Annotated in this window: 17 protein-coding genes; 2 read left to right on the forward strand and 15 right to left on the reverse strand. The window is 37.9% G+C overall.

Going from position 1 to position 20,507, the window contains the following annotated elements:
- Positions 1-148 precede the first annotated feature (148 nt).
- On the forward strand, positions 149-2,146 hold the full coding sequence (locus tag ACPDG9_RS06930; protein WP_430527030.1) for a thioredoxin domain-containing protein: 1,998 nt from the start codon (positions 149-151) through the stop codon (positions 2,144-2,146).
- Positions 2,147-2,149: 3 nt separating this feature from the next.
- Positions 2,150-2,917, forward strand: a complete 768-nt coding sequence (locus ACPDG9_RS06935; protein ID WP_430527031.1) for a mechanosensitive ion channel family protein — start codon at positions 2,150-2,152, stop codon at positions 2,915-2,917.
- A gap of 4 nt (positions 2,918-2,921) precedes the next feature.
- Here the strand turns inward: ACPDG9_RS06935 and tsaB are convergent, their stop codons facing one another.
- The 15 genes from tsaB to sprA all read right to left on the reverse strand — a co-directional run bounded on the left by tsaB (position 2,922) and on the right by sprA (position 20,505).
- Positions 2,922-3,599 carry a tRNA (adenosine(37)-N6)-threonylcarbamoyltransferase complex dimerization subunit type 1 TsaB gene (gene tsaB / locus ACPDG9_RS06940; RefSeq protein ID WP_430527032.1) on the reverse strand — a complete coding sequence of 226 codons (678 nt, stop codon included), beginning with the start codon at positions 3,597-3,599 and terminating at the stop codon, positions 2,922-2,924.
- Positions 3,596-4,846 carry an efflux RND transporter periplasmic adaptor subunit gene (locus ACPDG9_RS06945; protein WP_430527033.1) on the reverse strand — a complete coding sequence of 417 codons (1,251 nt, stop codon included), beginning with the start codon at positions 4,844-4,846 and terminating at the stop codon, positions 3,596-3,598. The genes tsaB and ACPDG9_RS06945 overlap by 4 nt, the downstream gene beginning before the upstream one ends.
- Positions 4,847-4,849: 3 nt before the next feature.
- Positions 4,850-6,283, reverse strand: coding sequence for a TolC family protein (locus ACPDG9_RS06950; RefSeq protein ID WP_430527034.1), 1,434 nt, complete (start codon positions 6,281-6,283; stop codon positions 4,850-4,852).
- Positions 6,284-6,386: 103 nt separating this feature from the next.
- Entirely contained in the window at positions 6,387-6,608 is a 222-nt protein-coding gene (locus tag ACPDG9_RS06955; protein ID WP_430527035.1) for a hypothetical protein, read from the reverse strand.
- Positions 6,609-6,614: 6 nt separating this feature from the next.
- The gene (locus ACPDG9_RS06960; protein ID WP_430527036.1) at positions 6,615-7,160 is read right to left on the reverse strand and encodes a DUF420 domain-containing protein; all 546 of its coding nucleotides are present in this window, start codon (positions 7,158-7,160) and stop codon (positions 6,615-6,617) included.
- Between the two features lie 3 nt (positions 7,161-7,163).
- Positions 7,164-7,787: an SCO family protein gene (locus ACPDG9_RS06965; protein WP_430527037.1), complete on the reverse strand. Its 624-nt coding sequence runs from the start codon at positions 7,785-7,787 to the stop codon at positions 7,164-7,166.
- Positions 7,788-7,789: 2 nt separating this feature from the next.
- Positions 7,790-8,410: a hypothetical protein gene (locus ACPDG9_RS06970; RefSeq protein WP_430527069.1), complete on the reverse strand. Its 621-nt coding sequence runs from the start codon at positions 8,408-8,410 to the stop codon at positions 7,790-7,792.
- 113 nt (positions 8,411-8,523) lie between these two features.
- Positions 8,524-8,883, reverse strand: coding sequence for a cytochrome C oxidase subunit IV family protein (locus tag ACPDG9_RS06975; RefSeq protein WP_430527038.1), 360 nt, complete (start codon positions 8,881-8,883; stop codon positions 8,524-8,526).
- 22 nt (positions 8,884-8,905) lie between these two features.
- Positions 8,906-9,880 (reverse strand): cytochrome c oxidase subunit 3, encoded by a 975-nt coding sequence (locus ACPDG9_RS06980; protein ID WP_430527039.1) that lies wholly within the window; start codon positions 9,878-9,880, stop codon positions 8,906-8,908.
- Between the two features lie 44 nt (positions 9,881-9,924).
- On the reverse strand, positions 9,925-10,509 hold the full coding sequence (locus ACPDG9_RS06985; RefSeq protein ID WP_430527040.1) for a cytochrome c oxidase subunit 3: 585 nt from the start codon (positions 10,507-10,509) through the stop codon (positions 9,925-9,927).
- Positions 10,510-10,524: 15 nt separating this feature from the next.
- A complete protein-coding gene (gene cyoE, locus ACPDG9_RS06990; RefSeq protein ID WP_430527041.1) occupies positions 10,525-11,439 on the reverse strand; it encodes a heme o synthase in 915 nt (304 codons plus the stop codon).
- Between the two features lie 92 nt (positions 11,440-11,531).
- On the reverse strand, positions 11,532-12,278 hold the full coding sequence (deoC, locus tag ACPDG9_RS06995; RefSeq protein ID WP_430527042.1) for a deoxyribose-phosphate aldolase: 747 nt from the start codon (positions 12,276-12,278) through the stop codon (positions 11,532-11,534).
- A gap of 47 nt (positions 12,279-12,325) precedes the next feature.
- A complete protein-coding gene (locus ACPDG9_RS07000) occupies positions 12,326-12,661 on the reverse strand; it encodes a VanZ family protein (protein WP_430527043.1) in 336 nt (111 codons plus the stop codon).
- Between the two features lie 40 nt (positions 12,662-12,701).
- A complete protein-coding gene (gene gcvH, locus ACPDG9_RS07005) occupies positions 12,702-13,082 on the reverse strand; it encodes a glycine cleavage system protein GcvH (RefSeq protein ID WP_115092450.1) in 381 nt (126 codons plus the stop codon).
- 58 nt (positions 13,083-13,140) lie between these two features.
- Positions 13,141-20,505: a cell surface protein SprA gene (sprA, locus tag ACPDG9_RS07010; RefSeq protein WP_430527044.1), complete on the reverse strand. Its 7,365-nt coding sequence runs from the start codon at positions 20,503-20,505 to the stop codon at positions 13,141-13,143.
- Between the last annotated feature and the right edge of the window lie 2 nt (positions 20,506-20,507).

Below are 20,507 nucleotides of genomic sequence, written 5' to 3' on the forward strand. Positions count from 1 at the left end.
AAAATTCACCTCTATCCGCTATATCACACCTTTTTTATCTTGGTTTAGGTGTTCGATGAATCTTCACTACGTTTCGATTTTCTCCACTCTTTGTTCTCCTCTCTTCACTAAATATTTTTCCCTAATTTTGTAATCTAAACTCACTTCCATGAATGAACTGCTATACACCTCAAACCCCTATTTAAAACAACATGCTACCAATCCCATCCATTGGAAAGCATGGGACAGCTCTGTTTTTGAAAAAGCCGAGAAGCTCAACAAGTTAGTTGTAGTTAGCATTGGCTATTCAACTTGTCACTGGTGCCACGTAATGGAAGATGAAAGCTTCACTGATTCAGAGGTAGCGGCTGTTATGAATGCAAATTTCCTTTCGATAAAAGTAGATCGAGAAGAACACCCTGCTGTGGATGCCTATTATATGAAGGCTGTTCAGTTGATGACCAAACAAGGGGGCTGGCCTTTAAATGTAGTCTGCCTACCTGACGGAAGACCAATCTGGGGCGGAACTTATTTTCCTAAACAGACCTGGTTAGATGCTTTAATTCAACTCGCACAATTACATCAAAACAAACCAGAAACCGTACTAGAGTTTGCTACAAAATTACAAGAAGGTGTGTATCTTATGGGACTTGCTCCAACCGTACAGGAGGAACGTCGATTTAATTTAGATGTTTTGCTAGAAAAATGGAAACAAAGTTTTGATTTAGAGCATGGAGGATATCAACGTGCCCCCAAATTTATGATGCCTACAAACTTACTCTATCTTCAAAAATTGGGAGATCTCACTCGAGATAAAGACCTACTTCACTATATTGATTTAACCTTAACTCAAATGGCGTGGGGTGGAATTTTTGATGTAATCGAGGGAGGTTTTTCACGCTATTCCGTTGATTTTAAATGGCATATTCCGCATTTTGAAAAAATGCTATACGACAATGCACAATTGCTAAGCGTGTACAGCGACGCTTACAAACGCACTGGAAATCCACTGTATTTAGATATAATTGCCAAAACAGCAACCTTTATTCAACGCAACTGGCAATCCGATTGGGGGGGAGTTTATTCGGCACTAGATGCAGATAGTTTGGATGCCAAGGGTACTTCAAAAGAGGGGGCTTACTACGTTTGGACTGAAGCGGAATTACGTCGCATTTTAGGAGACGATTTTTCACTAGTTGCACAAGTTTTCAACATTAACGACTATGGCTATTGGGAAGAAGGAAATTATGTACTCATTCAAAATCAAACCTTAGAAGCCATTGCTTCAGCGAATCAATTGGATGTTTTTGACTTACAAGAGCGCAAAAAGAGATGGGAGCATTTGCTGTTACAAGCAAGAGAGCAACGACCGAAACCGCTCTTAGACGACAAAATTATTTGCAGCTGGAATGCTATGTTAATCACAGGGTTAGTCGACTCTTATAGTGCTACGGGTAACAAGACCTATTTGAAACAAGCAGAAAAAATCAACCACTATATCCAACACGATTTGTTCGATGAAGAACAAGGTTTATTTCACTCCTCTCACCAACAACAAACGCATACATTGGGGTATGTAGACGATTATAGCTTCTACATTCAAGCGTTAATCCGCTTGTTTGAACACACGGCTCATCAAGAGTATCTAGTACAAGCCAAGCGTCTTATGGATTTGACATTGGATCTATTTTTAGATGAAAAAAGTAAGTTCTTCTACTTTAGCCAAGAAAATCAAGCTGGCAATATTTTGAGAAGTATAGAAACGGAAGACAATGTCATTCCCTCTGCCAATGCGGTTTTATGCATGAGTTTACTTCAATTAGGGGTAGCATTTAATCACAGTTATTACACCCAACTTGCTCATCATATGATTCAAGTGATGGAATCAAATTTAGATTATCCTTCGGCTTACTCACACTGGCTTTTAGCCATGCTTTATACAGAATCACCAGCAGAATTGGCAATTGTAGGAACTAATGCACTAGAAGATAGTTTGAAAATTCAAGCAAATTTAATCAGTAAAACTTTCATCTTTCCCATTAACCAAGAGAGTTCAATTCCTTATTTTGCCAAGTACACCCTTGATGAAACGACCCAATATTACCTGTGTGAAAACAAACATTGTTTAACACCTACAACTGAAATAAGTCCTTATATGAAGCTCTAAATTATGAAAAAAACAGATCATTTACTCGCGTCTTACATCGAGAATCTCTTCGACTTTATTCCACATATTGTTAGCGCTTTATTTATCTTGGCTCTAGGGATTTGGATCATCAAAATATCTCAAAAAATTGCCAAGCGCATTCTGACAAAACGCAATATCGACCCTACGTTTTCGAGCTTTATTCTAGACGTTCTACTTTGGGGATTCCGCATCTTGCTATTCGTTGTAATTGCTTCTAAACTGGGAATTCAAACGAGTTCGTTTGTCGCCATCATCGGAGCGATGAGTTTGGCTATTGGACTATCCCTACAAGGTTCATTGAGTAACTTTGCAGGGGGCGTATTGATAATTTTATTCAAACCCTTCCGCATTGGAGATATCATCGAAGCCCAAGGAGAAACGGGAAAAGTTATTAGTATTCATATCTTTTCCACTCAAATTGTCAATTATCAAAACAATGTAATTTACTTACCTAATGGTGTTTTGTCCAACAGTAAGATCAAAAATATATCGCAAAATAATTTAAGAAGGTCCGAGGTATTGGTTCAGACGAATCTCTCCAAAAACACGACTGTATTTATCGAAAAGTTATTGGAGCAACTTTTGTCGAATGACAAGATTCTATCCCAACCCCAACCGCGCATTCTCATCAAGGAATTACTCGACACCAAGATCACCTATGTCGTTCAAGTTTGGGTAGACCATGACAATTTTACTGCAGTTAACTCCTTTATTTTATTAAAAGCAAGAGAAATAAGTGATGCGATATAATCCCTTATTTCTGTTTTTTCACAGGCATGACAAAGTCCTTTAGATAATAAGGTTCAAAGTAAGCGACATCCACAAAGTCTTTGGCTTGAAATTTCTCATAACTCAAAGTGACCATTTCTTTGGCAGAAGGATAGACGATAGTTGGGCAGAAGTGAAAATTTGCCGCTGTTAAAACAGACACACATTTCATTGCTCCATCTCCAAGGAAGTAAACGGGCGTTTCCCCTTCTAATTCACTAAAAGAAGTCTCGTCAATCACTTTTGCTTCAATTGGCTTAACCATTTCCCCTTCATGAGAGAAAATAGCGCAAAACACCTCCATTCGCCTTGCATCGATCATCGGAATAATCCATCCATTTTCTACTTGCAATTGCTTCGCTACTATTTGCAACGTATCAAGCGCAATCATCGGAATATTCAATCCATAACACAATCCCTTAACTGAGGAGACTCCAATACGCAATCCTGTATAAGACCCAGGTCCTTGACTCACAGCTATAGCACTTAAATCTTGCATGCTATATCCGTTTTCTTTTAAAATCGCTTCGATAAATACGTGTAATTTTTCAGCATGAGAGAAATTTTCTTCAGCAATTTCTTTCATCCCCACTAGTGTCCCATCTACAGACAAAGAGACAGAACAATTCTTTGTTGCCGTCTCTACATTCAATAGTACAATCATTCTTTCGTTTCTTCTTTCTTAATCTTATCCTTGTGTTTCAAGGTTTTACTCACTGTTGAATAAGGACCTGTAATAATTACATCCCCTTTTTTCAAACCTTCCACAATTTCAATATTTTTATCATCTTGAATTCCCGTCTTCACAAAGCGCAATTTGGCAACGCCATCATCGTTTACGAATACTGCTTCTTTCATCACTTCCGTTGTCTCTACACGTTGATTTGCTACAGCTGTATCCAAAGTATCCGCAGGACTGCGCATCACTACCGCACTGATCGGAGCAGCAACTACTTTATTTTTGACGTGTGTAATAATATCCACAACAGCAGTCATTCCCGGTCTAAAAGGAGAATAATCTTCTAATTTACCGTCGAGTAAATCTTCATATGATTCACGTAAAATTTTTATTTTCACTTTGAACGTTGTCACTTGGTCTGCGGAAAGCGTTTGATTCGACGCGGAATTGGAAATACTAGTAACAATTCCCTTGAATTCTTTTTTCAAAAATGCATCTACACTAATCTTTGTTTCATCGCCAACTTTCACTTTGACAATATCATTTTCATTAATGTTTACTTCTACTTCCATGCTGTTTAAATTAGCAACACGCAACAGCTCTGTACCAGCCATTTGTTGTGTTCCAAGTACGCGTTCTCCCAATTCAACATCTACACGAGAAATGGTTCCTGCACTTGGAGCGTAAATTGTCGTTTTCAACAAATTCACTTTAGCCTCTTCAACTGCTGCTTTTGAACTTTCTACATTGTAAAAAGCAGAGTTTTTACTAGCCTTAGCTACCTCATAAGAACGCACCACCTGATCCCATTCAGAACCAGAAATCACTCCTTTTTCGAATAGCGTTTTGTTTCGAGCAAAAGAAGCTTTCGTTTCTTTGAGTTGCGCTTCGGCTTGCTCCAATCCAGCTTTACTAGTTGATAGCATAGCCACCATGCGATCCAAGTTAGATTCGTATAAATTGGGATTAATTACAACGAGTAAATCCCCCTTATTTACAACTTGTCCTTCTTTAACGGGCAAATTTATAATTTCTCCAGATACTTCTGGCGTTATTTTAATCTCAATTTCAGGTTGAATTTTTCCTGTACCCGAAACAGTCTCTACTAAATTGACTTCATCGACAGTTGTCCATTCAACTACAACCGAATCATCCTTCCCTCGAAAGAGATTGACAACAAGAAACAGGACTATGACAACAGCTAAAACGATAAATATATATTTCTTTTTCATGCGTTAATTTCTTTTAAACAGAGGAACTCCAAAGTAGTATTCTAAAATTCTATTCTTAAAAATATAATCGTATTTGGCTTTGAGCACATTAGACTGAGCCGTTACGTATAAGTTTTGATTTTGGTTTAATTCGAAGATATTAATCAACCCAACAGCATAACGCGCTCTAGCATACGCTAAGGATTTCTCACGGGATTCTAAGGTTACAACACTAGCTTCATAGCTTTGATAAGAACTCTTCGTATCCGTATAGGCTTTGAAAACCAACTGTTCTAATTGAAGTTCTTCAGCTTCTTTTTCATACTGCATTTGTTCTAAAGCCAGTTGATTTAACTTCACAGTATTTCTCGCTTTCATTCCATTAAAAATTGGAATCGTCAAGCTCAATCCAAAGACAGCGTTTTTGTTGTTGTCTATTTGTCTGAAGAACGACTCTGGTCCGCCGTACACGTTCATTTGTCCTTGACGCATCACCCGCTGACCGGAACCTTCAACTACCCCAACTTGATCCAGTTGTCCGGATAGGCGACTCCCTACAATTCGATCTTGATAGTTGACAGTAGAGCCGAGGTTGTAAAACCCTGTTAGCTTTGGATAATACGCTCCTTTGCTTATTTGCACATTCTTCTCTGCCAATTGTACGTTGAGTTCTGCTGTCTTTATGTTGGTCAACGATTCAAAAGCACGAGTCGCTATATCTTGCGGACTGTGGATCAACAATTCGGATTCCTCAACCGGATAATCAGTATCAACGACATCAAAATTTTCATAGTCTCGAATTTGCAGGAGTTGAGCTAAGTTCAATTTCGCAATTACAAGTTCATTCTCTGAGCTGATGAGTCGTTGATTAGAAGAGGCAACCGTTGCTTTGACATCGAGTAAATCCCCAGCAGGAACTACACCTGCATCAACAAGCGCTTGTACGCGCTCTTCTTCTGTTTGATCGTAGGCCAACTGCACTTGATTGGTATGGACCAATTCCTTATTAAAGATAATTTGAAGATAAGAGTTAATCACAGACAAAGCGACATCCTCTTTTATTTTTTGTATTTGATAAATGGAAGCCAGGTGTTCTAATCGCGCTCTGGCTAACTTTTTTTGCTTTTGTAATCCGTCAATGATATCAATCCCCACACTCAAACCAACAGTGGATTCTTGTAGTGTTCGCTGACCGATCACGCCAGTTTGAGGATCTGCTTGATCCACTAAGGTCCATGAATGGTTTGCATTTGCACTAACCACAGGAAGAAAATCGTATTTGGCCAATTCTAAATTAACGCTTTTATTTTGTTCGTTAATTTCGATTTGCTTGACCGTTATATTGTGTACGATGGCATGTGCAATACACTCATCCAAAGTCCACTGTTTTTCCTGTGCAAACGCGGATACCGTCAACAGCAGACACAAGGTAGAGAAGTAAATTTTAATTGTATTCATTGCAATGTAATTAGCTAAACAATAAGACGAAGTCTTACGCGAATTGTTACATTAAAGGTAATAAAAAAACCGCCTTGAAAGGCGGTTCTACTATGATATGCGATTAACTCTTCTTCTTTTTATAAACCCTGTAGCTAAAGTACAAGGCAAACCCTACGAGTAAATAAGGAAAAATCATGAGGTATACAATACCGTCATTTACGGCCTCTGCCTTCACGCCGCCGTCTTCTGTTTCGAGCACCGCTCTACACATAGCACATTGTGCTACTGCCGTTTGCGCGGAGGCTAAAATAAAAAAAGCAACTAAAAAACCTATCTTCTTCATAGCGATCTAATTTACGTAATAAGGTGAAATCATTAAGTATACTATCACTCCCGTTACAGCTACGTACAACCACATGGGATACGTAATTCGAGCTAGCTTCTTATGGCGTTGATATGAACCAGAGATTCCACGTACAAAAGTTACCAATACAAAAGGAATGATAATGATTGACAGTACAATATGAGTAATTAAGATAAAGAAATACGCATAACGCATCCATCCTTCTCCTCCGTATTTAGTTTCAATTGACGTCATGTGATACGCAACATACATGGCAAGAAACGCCACTGAACAAGCAATACACAATTTAATTAAACGCTCGTGTAGCGCTTTATTTCCCTTTTTGATAGCAGCTACTGCCCAAACTAACAAAACAGCTGTAATACCGTTAATTGTGGCGTAAATTGGAGGCAAAAAGCTCAGCGGTTTAACATCGTATCCTAACTTTTGAAGATTAACTCCAAACAAAATAGCAACAACAACAGGAATAGTAATCGATAAAATCCAGATCCACTTGGTGTATTTTTGTTCTAATTCTTTGTAATTCTCCATATCTTATTCTTCTAACAATAATTTAATATCTTCTTTGATCCATTGAACACCTTCATCTGATGTTCCATCATAGTACAAAATAGGATTTCCGTGTTCATCTGTTCTGCATCGGATATTTCCCTCTTTATCGATCAAGGCAAATAATCCTGAATGTTCAAACCCTCCCGGAGCGTCGGGATTAATCCCTGTATATAGATTGAACTTACCCGCTAAATCATAGATGTACTTCGCGTCACCTGTAAGCATATGCCAATAGGGAATTTTTACTCCTAAGTCTGCTGCATGCGCATGTAAGGCTTCCACTGTATCATTAGTTGGATCGATCGTGATAGAGGCGATTCCAAAGTCCATGTGAGGGCGAAAAGCATCTTGTAATTTCAACATATTCTGATTCATAATCGGACAAATTGTAGGGCAATTAGCAAAGAAAAATTCTACTACATAAACTTTTCCTTTATAGCTTGCATTGTTCACTGTCTTATTGTTGTGATCGATTAATTCAAACTGCGGGGCTTGCCCAATCAATAACAAGTCTGACTTTTCAAATTTCTTAATTATTTTAGGCACAGCCCAAATACCAAAAACTAAAACTACTAAAGAAATCCAGATATACGATTTATCTTTCATAACTACTCTGTCTTTTTAATGCGTTCATACTTCTTCAATGCCAAGCGATATTCTGCTAAAACAACTTTCATGTCGTCCATCATATCGTTGTGTAATTCGGCAGCTGAAATCGTAGAATATCCTTCTTTATACTCTAACTCACCTGCTTTATTCTTGCCTTTTCTACCGCGGAGATTTTTGTCTTTATCAATAATATACACATTGATACTAGCCAAATCATCATCTAGTTTACCTGCTAGACCCAAGCTTTGATAAAACGCTTGTATTTCTGCTGGTTCTAAAAAGAGATAATTCCAGTTTGACATATCCGATATAGGGGAAAGATCGTCCACCACTTTCTTAGCTTGTTCTTCAGATCCTTTCGGCAACACCATAACCAGCTGAAAATCGTCGAAGTCTTTATAGCGGTTGTAAATTTTTTGATTGAGATTAAACGCATCACCACGGTCCTTGTACAAATGGGCACCTGGGAATCCTAATACGGTAATACGTCCTTCTAACACGGGTTGTCTACCCAAAGAAGTTTCGCCTATTGGCAATTCATTTACATTTTCGCTAATGATAGGCAATCGCTGAAACTGATTAACTCCCGTGGCGAAAAATAAATAGGCACAAATCGGCATGATAAAGAGCAAAACGAGTATGATATATTTTTTCACTTTACAAATAAATTAAATAGCTAGACAAAAATAAAAAAAGGCGGTTAATAAACCGCCTTTTAATTTATAATAACTTATTAAAATATCCACTTATATTGTGCGTTCTGGAAAACCTCGTAAACGTAGTTTCCTTCGATTAACACTAGCGTAATTAAATAAACACACAGGAAAGATAAAACTCCTGCTACGGTCCATCTAAATGCTTTTTTCTCTTGTTCTAAGTGCATGAACGACCACATGATGTAGTACGCTTTCCAAATTGTTAAAATAATGAAGATATAATTTAACAAACTTAGACCAAAGATGTGTACATGGTGTACGCTTTCTGGTTTAAAAATTCCCAATACTACCTCTACAATTGTAATTGCAGATAAGATAAAGAACACTTTCCAGATTTTCTTTGCGTTTGAGTGATGTGCTGTTGCTTCTGCTGCCATAATCAAATACTATTTTATAACATTAAACTAAATAGAAGAATGTAAATACGAACACCCATACTAAATCTACGAAGTGCCAATATAATCCTCCTTTTTCAACCATTTCGTATGAACCTCTTCTGTCATACGTACCTAATAACACATTAAAGAAAATAATGATATTGATCAAGATACCCGTACATACGTGGAATCCGTGGAATCCAGTAATAAAGAAGAAGAAATCAGCGAATGTTTTATGTCCGTACTCGTTGCGGATAAGGTTTGCACCTTCAACCACTAATACAGCATCTTTCAAACGCTCCACAGAAGCTTCTCTTGTAAGAATTTCCTTGTGTTTTGCGTCTGTTGTTTTTTGTGTTCGGATTCTAATCGCAGGATTAGCGTCAAAACCAGCTTGAACTTCAGCTAACGAATACGTAGGTTGACTAGGACCTTTAACAAACCAAGTTGCATTGGCTCTCGTTAATGTAGCTTCGCCTCTGTTTGGATCTACAACAGCAAAATCTGCTAAAGCAATTTGCTTACCATCTTCTCCAACGAATTGTAAGATAGATCCTCCTCTAGTTTCTACAGCTCCATAAGAACCGTTAATAAAGTTTTTCCACTCCCAAGCTTGTGATCCGATGAACACTAAACCACCTAAGATTGTTAAAAACATATACGTTGCCACCTTTTTTCTCTTCATTTGATGACCAGCATCAACTGCTAATACCATCGTTACCGATGAGAAAATAAGAATGAAGGTCATTAAGGCCACATAATACATCGGTGCATCTACCCCGTGTAAAAAAGGAAAGTGGTTAAACACCTCGTCAGCAATCGGCCAAGTATCCATAAACTTGTATCTTGTAAAACCGTATCCTACAAGGAATCCACAAAATGTTAATGAATCTGATAATATGAAGTACCACATCATCATTTTACCGTAGCTTACGTTTAGAGGCCCTCTTGCATCGCCTCTTACTTCAGTAGCTTCTGTAGTAACTGTCGCTCCCATAAAAAGTTGTTAGTTATAAAGTTCCCAAATTTAATTTAAATTTTCTATTTAAAGAATGTAAAAAACAAAAACAAATAAACCCAAAGGATATCTAAGAAATGCCAGAACCACGCACATAGCTGTATACCAACGTATTGCTCAGAATTATACTTTTGTTTAAAATGATTATAAATTACTACTAGTAAAGAAATCATCCCTCCAAATAAATGTGCAATATGCACAATTACAATGACATATAAAAATGAAGTTGTAATTGTACTTTCACTTCCTGTGAAGAAATAGCCTTCGTTTATTACTTGTCCAAAACCTTTGAATTGCAAAAAAACGAATAAGAGACCTAAAATCAAAGTAGAAATTAAATAAATCGTACTTCCTTTCACATTTCCTTCTTTCGTTGCTTTTACTGCGAGATGCATTGTCAAGCTACTAATTACAATTGCAACGGTACTAATCGTAAAATCTAGAGGTAAAACAAAATCTGTCAACCAATCTGGTCTTGATTTACTTACCACATAAGCACTGGTTAAACCAGCAAACACCATGGCAATACTTCCGATAGCAAATAATAGCATTACCTTTAAGGCTCTACCTTTTTTCTCGTACTGTTCTTGGGTTACAATATTTTCCATATCCTTGTGTATAAACTATCGCAAAATTTTATCTAATACGTAAATAATTTGAATTAATGAGATGTAAGTTACACTTACCAACATTAAGGCTCGAGCGGCTTTATCCGTTCTTTGTTTGTAGAGTTTCACCGCTGCTGTAAGCATCCAAATTCCCGCCAACAAGACTAATCCTGCAGCGATTGGTGTTAGATACAGGCGACCTGTAACATTAAACACGGGGAAAATAGAGACGATGATTAACCAGATGGTGTACAAAATAATTTGAGTCAGGGTTTTATTGTCCTTCTTACCTGTAGGCAACATAGAGAACCCGCCTCTATTGTAATCGTCATACAAGAACCATCCAATAGCCCAAAAATGGGGAAATTGCCAAAAAAACTGGATCAAAAACAGTGTTCCTGCTTCGATTCCAAAATTATTTGTTTCTGCTACCCAACCTAACATAAATGGAATAGCCCCTGGAAAAGCACCCACAAACACAGATAAAGGTGTTATGGTCTTCAGCGGCGTATAAACACTTGTGTATAAAAAGATAGAGATTGCTCCAAACATTGCAGTTTTGGGATTAATCGCATATAAGATACCGATTCCAAGCAACGTTAAAACTACAGCCAAAATAAAAGCTGGTGTCGGCTTCACACGACCTGAAGCAATTGGTCGATTTGCCGTGCGATTCATTTTAGCATCTAAATCGCGTTCAATGATTTGATTGTAAACATTTGATGCTCCAACCATACAATACCCCCCTACTGCTAGCGCAAGTATGGTCATATAATTTATGCTTCTAATATCCGGAACAGCTAAAACATAACCTGCCAAAGTGGAAAACACTACGCTCAGGGCAAGTCCCATCTTAGTCATCTCTTTAAATTCCTTAAGGATAGAAACCGATTGTTTATTTTCAGAAGAAATATTCAAAGCTGTTTTCATTTGTTTTTAATGAGTTGCAAATATACTCCATTTTTTAGAACTATACCTATAAACATCTGTTTGAGCTTTGAATATTCACTTATTTTAATCTTTTAATAATTTTCGGTTGTACCCTTCCCCTCAACAATTGCTTTTGCCGAAGAAGTTCCCAATCTTTTAACGCCTAAAGTGATCATTTCGAGAGCGGTTTCACGATCTCGAATCCCTCCAGCCGCTTTCACAGGTAGTGGACCTGCATTTTCTATCATCAAGACAAGGGCTTCTAGTGTTGCTCCATTGGGTTTCCCAGCTTCTGTTTTATAGAAACCTGTAGAAGATTTCACGAATACTTTGTCGTAATCCGCTTCTTTGAAGTTACTTAAAACAACATTTTTTATCAAAGTAGTCAACTTTACAATTTCCATATTCGACAAAGCAGCTACTTCAATGATCCATTTTACTACTTTTCCCGCCTGTAAACCATAAGCAGTACATTGTTTAACTTCTTCTTTTACTTGATCAAGGAGTCCTTTCTGAAAGGCTTTGTAATCAACTACGTAGTCTAACTCATCTACGCCATCGGCCACTGCTTGTTTCGCTTCCTCTAATTTAGCCTCTAATCCTGCATTTCCACCAGGAAAATCAATAACTGTACCTAGTAAAACACCTGCTTTATGCTGATCGACTAAAGCTCTACCCTCTTTCACTTCTTCAGGTCGAATCATCGCCAATTTAAACTGCTCATCGATCGCTTCCTGAATCAGATCGGTTACTACCTTCTTATTCTCTACCTCAGACAAACCAGCTTGTTCTGCGGTTTTCAAATAGGTAGAATCCATAAATTCTCTCAAATCTCTCATTTTGTAAGTACTTTTTTATTAATAAAAAAAGCCCCAAGACTGGGGCTTTATTTTTTTTTATGCGTTGTTATAAGTAAACCAAATAAAATTCCTATTGCACTTCCTATTGAATTCGCAATAAAATCTGCCCATTCTGCACTTCTTGATTCGGTAAAATAATACTGACATAATTCAATATATCCACCTAAGAACGTTGCTATAGTAAAGATAACTATTCCTGTTCTTCTTTTCGCCTTCCCTGTGTGTTTTTTTTTGCTCTTAAACAAAAACCAAACCAAAGAGAAAACAAAATAAAAAGTAAAATGTGCTACTTTATCTTTATTTGGAAAATTAAAGAGTGAGGTACTAGGTATAGCACTTGCCTCTGCTAAACATGCATACATAATGAAACACGTCCAAAGCAAGCCTATTAAAAAGTAAACCTTACGCGCCAATTAATTCTTTATATGCTGCATCTGACAACAAAGCATCAACTTCGCTTAAATCAGAAATTTTAATTTTAATCATCCATCCAGCTCCGTAAGGATCTTGGTTAACTAATTCTGGTTCTGTCTCCAATCCTTCGTTAAACTCAATTACTTCACCTGATAGTGGCAAAAATAAATCAGATACTGTTTTTACAGCTTCAACTGTACCAAACACTTCGTCTTTATCTAACGTTTGGTCTAATGTCTCTACTTCAACATATACAATATCTCCTAACTCTCTTTGAGCGAAATCTGTAATACCTACAGTAGCAATATCACCTTCGATAGCTACCCACTCGTGGTCTTTTGTGTACTTTAAATTAGCTGGTAAATTCATTTTGTATTTATTTTTTAGCAAATGTATAATAAACTTATGTATTTCGAAACAAATTCGACTAATTTCCAAAACTATATCGCATCGTCAATCCGGTGCGAATATTAGTTATCGGATACATGGTTGAAATCACGGCTTTAGAGAAAGAGTGATCGTAGAAGAAAATGGCTGTTAAGTTCTTACTCAACATATAATCAGCGGTGATTAATAACTTCCACATATCTTGTCCTCCTCCTACTTGGTTGTTGTTGTAATCCAAATAGCGGACAATAGTTTCTCTTTGACTTAGGGTTAGATCGACCTTGATATTGATATCGCTTTCGATACGTCCTCCCATACCATTATTGGCATACATCGAATTAAATCCTACATTTTTAATGCGATAGCCCAATCCAATCACGTAGTCATGTCCTGTAGTCTCAGTCAATAGGTTGTTGTCAAAGCTCAACGCCAAGGTTCTGTCTTTACGAACTTCTGCCAAAATTTTAATTGCTGAATTCGTCTCCATATCGAAGCGAATTAACGGGTTGAATTGCTCTGTTAGAATTGCGTTATTCACTACCGTTTTCGCAGGGAAATTCCCATATTGATTTATCTCATTTGGATTCGCTTGATACTCAAAATTCGATGTAAAAGAACCTAAAGCATAAGTTGCAGTATAACCATGGTGAAGAGAAAATCTTCTAAACTTATCTTTAATCCAAGGAATGCGCATTAATCCAGTATAACGCATGGTCCAGTTTGGCAGCGGAATATTTCTAAACATACTCGTCGATACACTACTCGCACCTTTTCCTGTATAGGCAGCCAAAAACGCAGGCAACAACACTTCCTGGTTGCCCTTGCTGTAACCAATTGGAAAACCATCTTGATCGATATTATTTGGATTACTCAAATCAATTCCTCTTGCCGTAGCTAAGCGATTGGCAATGATCAAACGGTTTTCTTTCATTTGCTCAAAAGCTGCCGAATACTCCAGTGAATTACTTGAGAACGCACTTCCCAACATAATCGTTGAGATATTGAAATTCCCATAATTATAAGGCGATTGAGATAAGTATTCGTTATCAACCACCTGGAATTGTTCGGCATAGTTTTCCGACTTCATTCTTCGCCCTGTTACGTCAATAGTCAAATCTGGAACTGGACTCAAACTAGCCGTAAAGTTCAGCGATTTATTTGTCACCTGGGTAAACTCTTGGTTAAACTCAGGGAAATCAGTCAGATACCCATTATTAGCAGCTCTATATCTCACATCAGATTGATCTCCAAAAACAAACCCCATTGTTGGTTTGGCCGTTCCAAAGAATCCCACACTTGGCATATAACCCGGTAAAACCGTACTGCTATTTTCCGAATAGTTAATTTGAACCGTTTTTAAAGACGTCAATAAACCAACAGCAAAATCTTTCCATGCTGCACCTGCTCCTTCTTTTTCATCTCCTTTCGTTTGTACTACTTTCTGTCCTGGAACAATGGCTGCTTTCTTCGCTGTTGTCGGTTTCTTTTTATTACTCTTCACTAAACCAACATAGCGATACAGTGTTTCCATGCTAAAGGTCGTATTCAATTGTTGATTGCGCGAGTTCTGAATTGTATTTCCTAAACTGTAATTGATCCCTTCAAATTCTATTTCACTAAATGCATCCGAAGCACGTTGCCAGTTATAGGTTCCCGTATAAGCATACGTTGAACGAACAAAAGATAAAAACGGAATTTTATTAATTGGCAAATCGTAGTTCAACGTTATTTGTTGGGTAAACTGATTCGGTTCTCCCGTATTAAAATAGTCGTCCCAAATTGTATTACTTTCCACTACATTGTATTGACTATCATAGTAATTTCGAACGATATTATTACTTCCTCCAACATAGTTTAAACGCAGGGATTTGGTCAAATCAAAATTAAATCCATAGTTATAATTGAAATAATAATTACGTCTATACAACGGATCCAATCCTATTCCTTCTACATCGATTAATCGATATTGTTGACGGTTATATTGACGCATAATATTACTGCTAAACATAATGTTTGACGGTAAATAATTGAAGTTAAAATCCTTCAATACCTGCCAATATCTCCCTTTCATAAAGTTAACCTTTTTAAAAGGTTCTATCGGTTTTGTTTCAAAGCTATAGGTATACTCTAAAGAAGAACGCGTTTGTTGATCAATCATCGACTCCACTTCAAAATCATGGTGAATTACTTCGTTATACGAATGCGAAAGGGTGATGTTTTCAATGTCGTATATTCTCTTTTTACTTTCTGGATTTTTCTGCTTATTAACCCCAATAAAGTTAATGCTTCTACGCTTGGTATAATCTGTAGCTCGTTTTTCAATTTCTTCTGCCATTGCAGAAGAAGGCGAAACAGATTTCATTGTTTTCAACTTGACATCGGGGTTGGCAGGGTCAAATTCTGGCACAATAAATTCTTCACTAATCGCGTAATTAAACGGTAGGTTAATTCTCCAATCTTTAGGAAGTAATTGTCCTAAATTGACATTCGTAACAATGCTATAAGATTTAAAATCTTCTTTACTTCTTTGGTTAGGTCCTTGCTCTAAACCACCGAATCCGATGGTGCGTTTCATTCCTGTTGCAGATATATTGGCAAAGTCGGCGATATTGGCATCCATACTCAAAGTAGCTGCCCAACCTCCTTTGTTATCCATATCAGACATTCTCAATTCGTCAAACCAGAACTCTCCTGCTAAATCCCCCGTAGCTCCAACGCGATCCAAATCATTTCGCAATCCAATCATGATTACGCGAACGTTTCCAAAGTTTGGATTTCCTTTAATTCCATAGCGCAATTTATTTGGACGTGAAGCACCACTTGTCAACTCTTCTTCTTCTTTAAAGAAGATGTCCGTTAACCGTTCTTGATTCCCTACTTCATTCATGAATAGCACTTTCAACTTCGTTAAAAGCTCTAATCTCAACTCTAACTCATTCGCTTCTGGCCAAATCAAATCGGGATTTGATTCTCCTAAATTGGTTACTTTTAAAGGTATTTCAATCTGATAGAAGTTATCTGTAATATCAGTTCCCAAACGAATAAACGCTACCATTTCGTCATCTCTCAAACGAACCGCACTATTTTCAAGCGCTTCCGCGTGAATGAACATGCGTAATTTGTTGTAACGACGAAGGTCTAAATTAAAGTTTTTATACACCCCTCTTGAGTCACCTGGTGCTAATCCATCTGGTGTTTTCCCTGGTTCAACCGGATATACTTTTAATGACAGCGATTGCTCATTTTGAGCCACCACGGTATTGTTTACATAGTACTGTTCGCGTTTTACACCTGGAGGCACAACATACGGTATAGGTTTTCTGTCATAGTTATCTTGAACCCCTACTGAAGTAACGTCAAATCCCGTATTTGGCCGCAATGGCATTGGATTATTATCCTTGTCATTTTGCAGACTTGCATTGTATCTTCTCCAATCTGAACGCACTAAATCCAAACTTCCGAAACGCAACGTCACATCACTTTCAAATCCCGTTAAATACATACGCATAAAACGCATGGATCTAAAGTCATCAATCATTCCGATTTTCTTTCCATTCTCGTCAATCGGCACTTTATACTGTACCCAACGTACAGGTGTAACCGATCCATCAGCTAACTGTGCGGTTGTATTGCGGATATCCGTTACGTAGTTTTCACCCACTTCTGGATTAGCCTTAATTTTTACCGCATATTCAAAATAAGCATCGATGGTATTCATAGTATTGTCTCCATCAATATCTTCTGCGTCTGGTTGATTATTCCCTCCTCTTGTTCCAGAAGCAGGGGAGTTTCCTTCTAATCCGTTGTAATCTTTATAGCGTTCTAATATTCCTCCTTCTGCATCTAAGTAGTGTACAAAATTATCCGCTGCAGGATCAGGGAAACCAGCAAAATCTTTAAATTTTATTTTTTCCTCCTCGTCGTTTAATCCATCCAACCCGACGTCTTGTAAACGTCTACTTTCTGAATTAACATCAAAAGCATAAATTAGAGAAGGTGCGGCAGGTACTTTACCCCAAATCGTTTCGATTGTTGCTACCGTACTTCCAACCCCTGGCAAACCGTTTTCATATTGTTTGTATCCATCGCGCAAGATATCCTCAGAAATAAATCCAAAGTTCAAGCGAAGCTCACCGTCATTTCTTTCGTTAATTACATCATTTGAACGCCCTACATAAGGATCTAGCACCCAAAATTCAACAAACTCAATATTCGCCTGTTCAAAGTTGGTTGTTGCTAAGCCGCGCATGACACCTCCCCAATTTTTACGTGGCGTTTTTGATTTCAATCCTTGTAAAAATTCTGGGTTAAAGTTGTACGGCCCTCTTTCTTCTGGGTAATAAGTCATATCCAACGTTGTGATGACTCTACTCTCTCCGTAAGCAATATCTTTTGTTGCAAATAATTCTTCGCTATAAATGCGTCTGGTTCTATTCGACGACATATCACGATCGCCAACACCTGATGGTTTTGCACCGACATAAAAAGTTGGATCAATGGTGTACCACGATAATTTTCCTCTTCGGAATCCATCCTCTAAGGATTGGGGTAACTGATTGGGATCTTCATAAGTATTACTATCTTTTTTAAAGAAGCCTACGGGTGTACTCGACAATTTCCAAGCCAAAGGAGAACGAATATCGATACGCGATTGCGCGCCTTCAAAATCATCAATATAAACGGTTGCTTCCCCATTCATCTGATCGTTCTTCGAAGCATCTGGTTGTAAGTAGGCAAATTCTCCTCTTAGTGAAATACGCGATTCTACATCGGTATCAATATTCGGCAACTTATTCACCATTCTCGTTAAGAAAGGAACTTCCGTTGAGTACTGCATATTGAGCCCCCAAATAGTGTTGTTTACAGATTCTTGGCCATAAACCGTTTTATGTGTCATTGGTTTTTCTGACAAACGCAAGAACGTACCACCAATTTTAAAGTCTTTACTAAATTGATGATCAATATTTAATCCGAAGAAACGCTTAGTTTGCTGTCCAAACATCGTATTGTTTTCAACCGAAATATTAATAGGAGTATTAGATGCCAACAACGCTTCATCGAGGATCATCACACGTCCTCCTGTATAGTCAACGGTATAATCTACCCCTTCTGTCAAAATTCGTCCACCTGCATTAACCACTACAGATCCAGGTGCAATATTAAAAGCTCCGATTGGAATCCCCTGTCCACTTACACTCGAATACTTTCCTTTTAATTGGAATTTATTCTTGCTACTTTGATTGCGAATAGCAGATGATTTTGTATTAGCGTATAGTTCTCTAAACACATATTTCTTTTGGTTGCTATTATAGCTAGCTTGTGTATCATAGTCTTCCTCTACTTTGCCCTTTAATTTGTTAAACAGGTGTGAACCAAATGGCTCAACAGTAGTAAAGATGATACGTCCATTTATCGCATCAATAGTTATACCATCAAAAGTATTGCTGTTGTACTGGTTTTGGTTGGAGCTATTCCCATAACCGCCATAGCCACTATTTCCACCATATCCGCCGTTGTTGTTATTGTTAAAGCTCCCCGTACTAGGATCTAACCCATTTGCTGCACTACCTTGTGGCAAATAGTCGAAAAACCCATCCCCTCCATTTTGCGGGTTATTAGACGAGTCCAAACGGTCTAAGTGAAAAACTTTTAACAAAGGCGTACGTTCCACTCCTTCTGGAAGTGGTGTGTCCCCCGCTTGGCTAATATAGTTAAGCGGACTAGGATCGGTATAGAGTAAGTTAAAGCGAAACTTATCTTGTGAAATATTCATGGCATTTGGAATCTGATAAATATTTTTCATCATCAAATTCCAAACTGGTGCACTTGTTAAAGTTAATGAACTCTTCAGCATTTTTACGACAAGTGCTTGTGCTAAAGGCACTGTTGTATCTGGATCTGTTTGCCCTGGAATATTCGTATCGACATTTGAACTTCCGCCATCTGTACCGAACTCCCCTACTTGATACACTTTATCTCCAATGGTATACTGGAAAGCTACCGCCAACACCTCGTCATTAGACAAGCGTTGTTGCAGGGAGATATACCCCAATTGCGGATGGAAAGTAAACTCATTAGGACTCAATTTTCTCGCACTTTCCAAACGAGCATAGTCTAATCCTTCTTGTACATTATTTGTAAAACCACTTCCTCCAATTCCTGAAGTTCGAATTGACGGAGTCAAATAGTTGCTTCCTATTTTCCCTGGGTCATATTGGTTATTCTTGTTATCTACTGGTGCATCAATGGTTTTATTCAATACAAAGGCAGCAGGATCAACGCGTGGTGAGAAAATCATCTCAGGTTTCGCATTGCGTAAAAACCCCTCTCCAAGGTCTTGGATTGCCACGATGTTTCTCAGGTTATTATTAGTTTGACTCACGCGATTATAGCGATTGGTTACCCAAACCTCCACGCGTGTAATTCTGACCCTTGAATTGATGTAAGGATAATTTTTCAATGCTTCGTCATACTTACTTCTAAAGTATTGTGACAAGAAGAAGTGTCGATCTTCATCATAGTCCAACGCATACAGTTCGAAATCTTCTAACATTCCTCCTCCTTCTGCATTGACAGACGTTGTTTGAGATTTTTGTTCAGAAAAGACACCTGTAATGGTCGTTTTTCCAAATTTCAATTCGGTTTTCACTCCAAATAGACTCTGAGCACCGCGAATTAACGATCCGCTGATTGGCATACTCACGTTACCTACTTCTACTTTTTGAACAATATCATCTTCATCGGGACTGTACTCCAATTTCATAATATTCTGGAAGTCAAAACTCGCTTGTGTATCATAATTCGCATTCACGGCTAGACGTGTTCCAACCATTCCCTGCAGTCCCATACTAATTCGCTGGTCAAAATCAAAAGTCGTTGACTTTCTATTTCGACTAGACATCAATGGATTTTCTTGTTTAGTATGGCGAATTCCCATATCAAACTCAACGGATCCTGTAGGTTTTACATCAATTTCATTGGAGCCGAAGATTCCTGAAAACAATTTTGAATTCACGTAATAACGCGGTAACATATCGCGTTGCGCTTGTTCATCTTCAAGTGTTCCGTTAACAGCATTGAATTTTTGCGAAAAATAGCGACGCATTTCTGCTCGCATTAATATTTTTTCATATTCTTTACGCGTGAGAATAAGCGGTAGACTCAAATTGTAATCGCCTACTACTTTGGCGTAGTAATATTGATCTGTAAGGGGATCATACCGATAAGATTCTTTGATAATTTCGGGATCAGGCAATTCTACTTTACCAAAATCATAAGCAGGTTGTGGAAGAGAATCATTGGGTTGATTCAATGGCGTATTCTGTGCAGTTCCAGGTAGAACACTACACACAAGAAAAAGTAAACACAACGCTAACTTTCGGTGAAAAACAAAGAAATCTCCCAAGA

Source organism: Myroides sp. C6-3, from assembly GCF_050522425.1.
Taxonomy (GTDB): domain Bacteria; phylum Bacteroidota; class Bacteroidia; order Flavobacteriales; family Flavobacteriaceae; genus Flavobacterium.

Coding starts and splice junctions, on each gene's coding strand:
- ACPDG9_RS06930 (WP_430527030.1), top strand. CDS start 149: ATGAATGAACTGCTATACACCTCAAACCCCTATTTAAAACAACATGCT.
- ACPDG9_RS06935 (WP_430527031.1), top strand. CDS start 2,150: ATGAAAAAAACAGATCATTTACTCGCGTCTTACATCGAGAATCTCTTC.
- tsaB (WP_430527032.1), bottom strand. CDS start 3,599: ATGATTGTACTATTGAATGTAGAGACGGCAACAAAGAATTGTTCTGTC.
- ACPDG9_RS06945 (WP_430527033.1), bottom strand. CDS start 4,846: ATGAAAAAGAAATATATATTTATCGTTTTAGCTGTTGTCATAGTCCTG.
- ACPDG9_RS06950 (WP_430527034.1), bottom strand. CDS start 6,283: ATGAATACAATTAAAATTTACTTCTCTACCTTGTGTCTGCTGTTGACG.
- ACPDG9_RS06955 (WP_430527035.1), bottom strand. CDS start 6,608: ATGAAGAAGATAGGTTTTTTAGTTGCTTTTTTTATTTTAGCCTCCGCG.
- ACPDG9_RS06960 (WP_430527036.1), bottom strand. CDS start 7,160: ATGGAGAATTACAAAGAATTAGAACAAAAATACACCAAGTGGATCTGG.
- ACPDG9_RS06965 (WP_430527037.1), bottom strand. CDS start 7,787: ATGAAAGATAAATCGTATATCTGGATTTCTTTAGTAGTTTTAGTTTTT.
- ACPDG9_RS06970 (WP_430527069.1), bottom strand. CDS start 8,410: ATGCCGATTTGTGCCTATTTATTTTTCGCCACGGGAGTTAATCAGTTT.
- ACPDG9_RS06975 (WP_430527038.1), bottom strand. CDS start 8,883: ATGGCAGCAGAAGCAACAGCACATCACTCAAACGCAAAGAAAATCTGG.
- ACPDG9_RS06980 (WP_430527039.1), bottom strand. CDS start 9,880: ATGGGAGCGACAGTTACTACAGAAGCTACTGAAGTAAGAGGCGATGCA.
- ACPDG9_RS06985 (WP_430527040.1), bottom strand. CDS start 10,509: ATGGAAAATATTGTAACCCAAGAACAGTACGAGAAAAAAGGTAGAGCC.
- cyoE (WP_430527041.1), bottom strand. CDS start 11,439: ATGAAAACAGCTTTGAATATTTCTTCTGAAAATAAACAATCGGTTTCT.
- deoC (WP_430527042.1), bottom strand. CDS start 12,278: ATGAGAGATTTGAGAGAATTTATGGATTCTACCTATTTGAAAACCGCA.
- ACPDG9_RS07000 (WP_430527043.1), bottom strand. CDS start 12,661: ATGTATGCATGTTTAGCAGAGGCAAGTGCTATACCTAGTACCTCACTC.
- gcvH (WP_115092450.1), bottom strand. CDS start 13,082: ATGAATTTACCAGCTAATTTAAAGTACACAAAAGACCACGAGTGGGTA.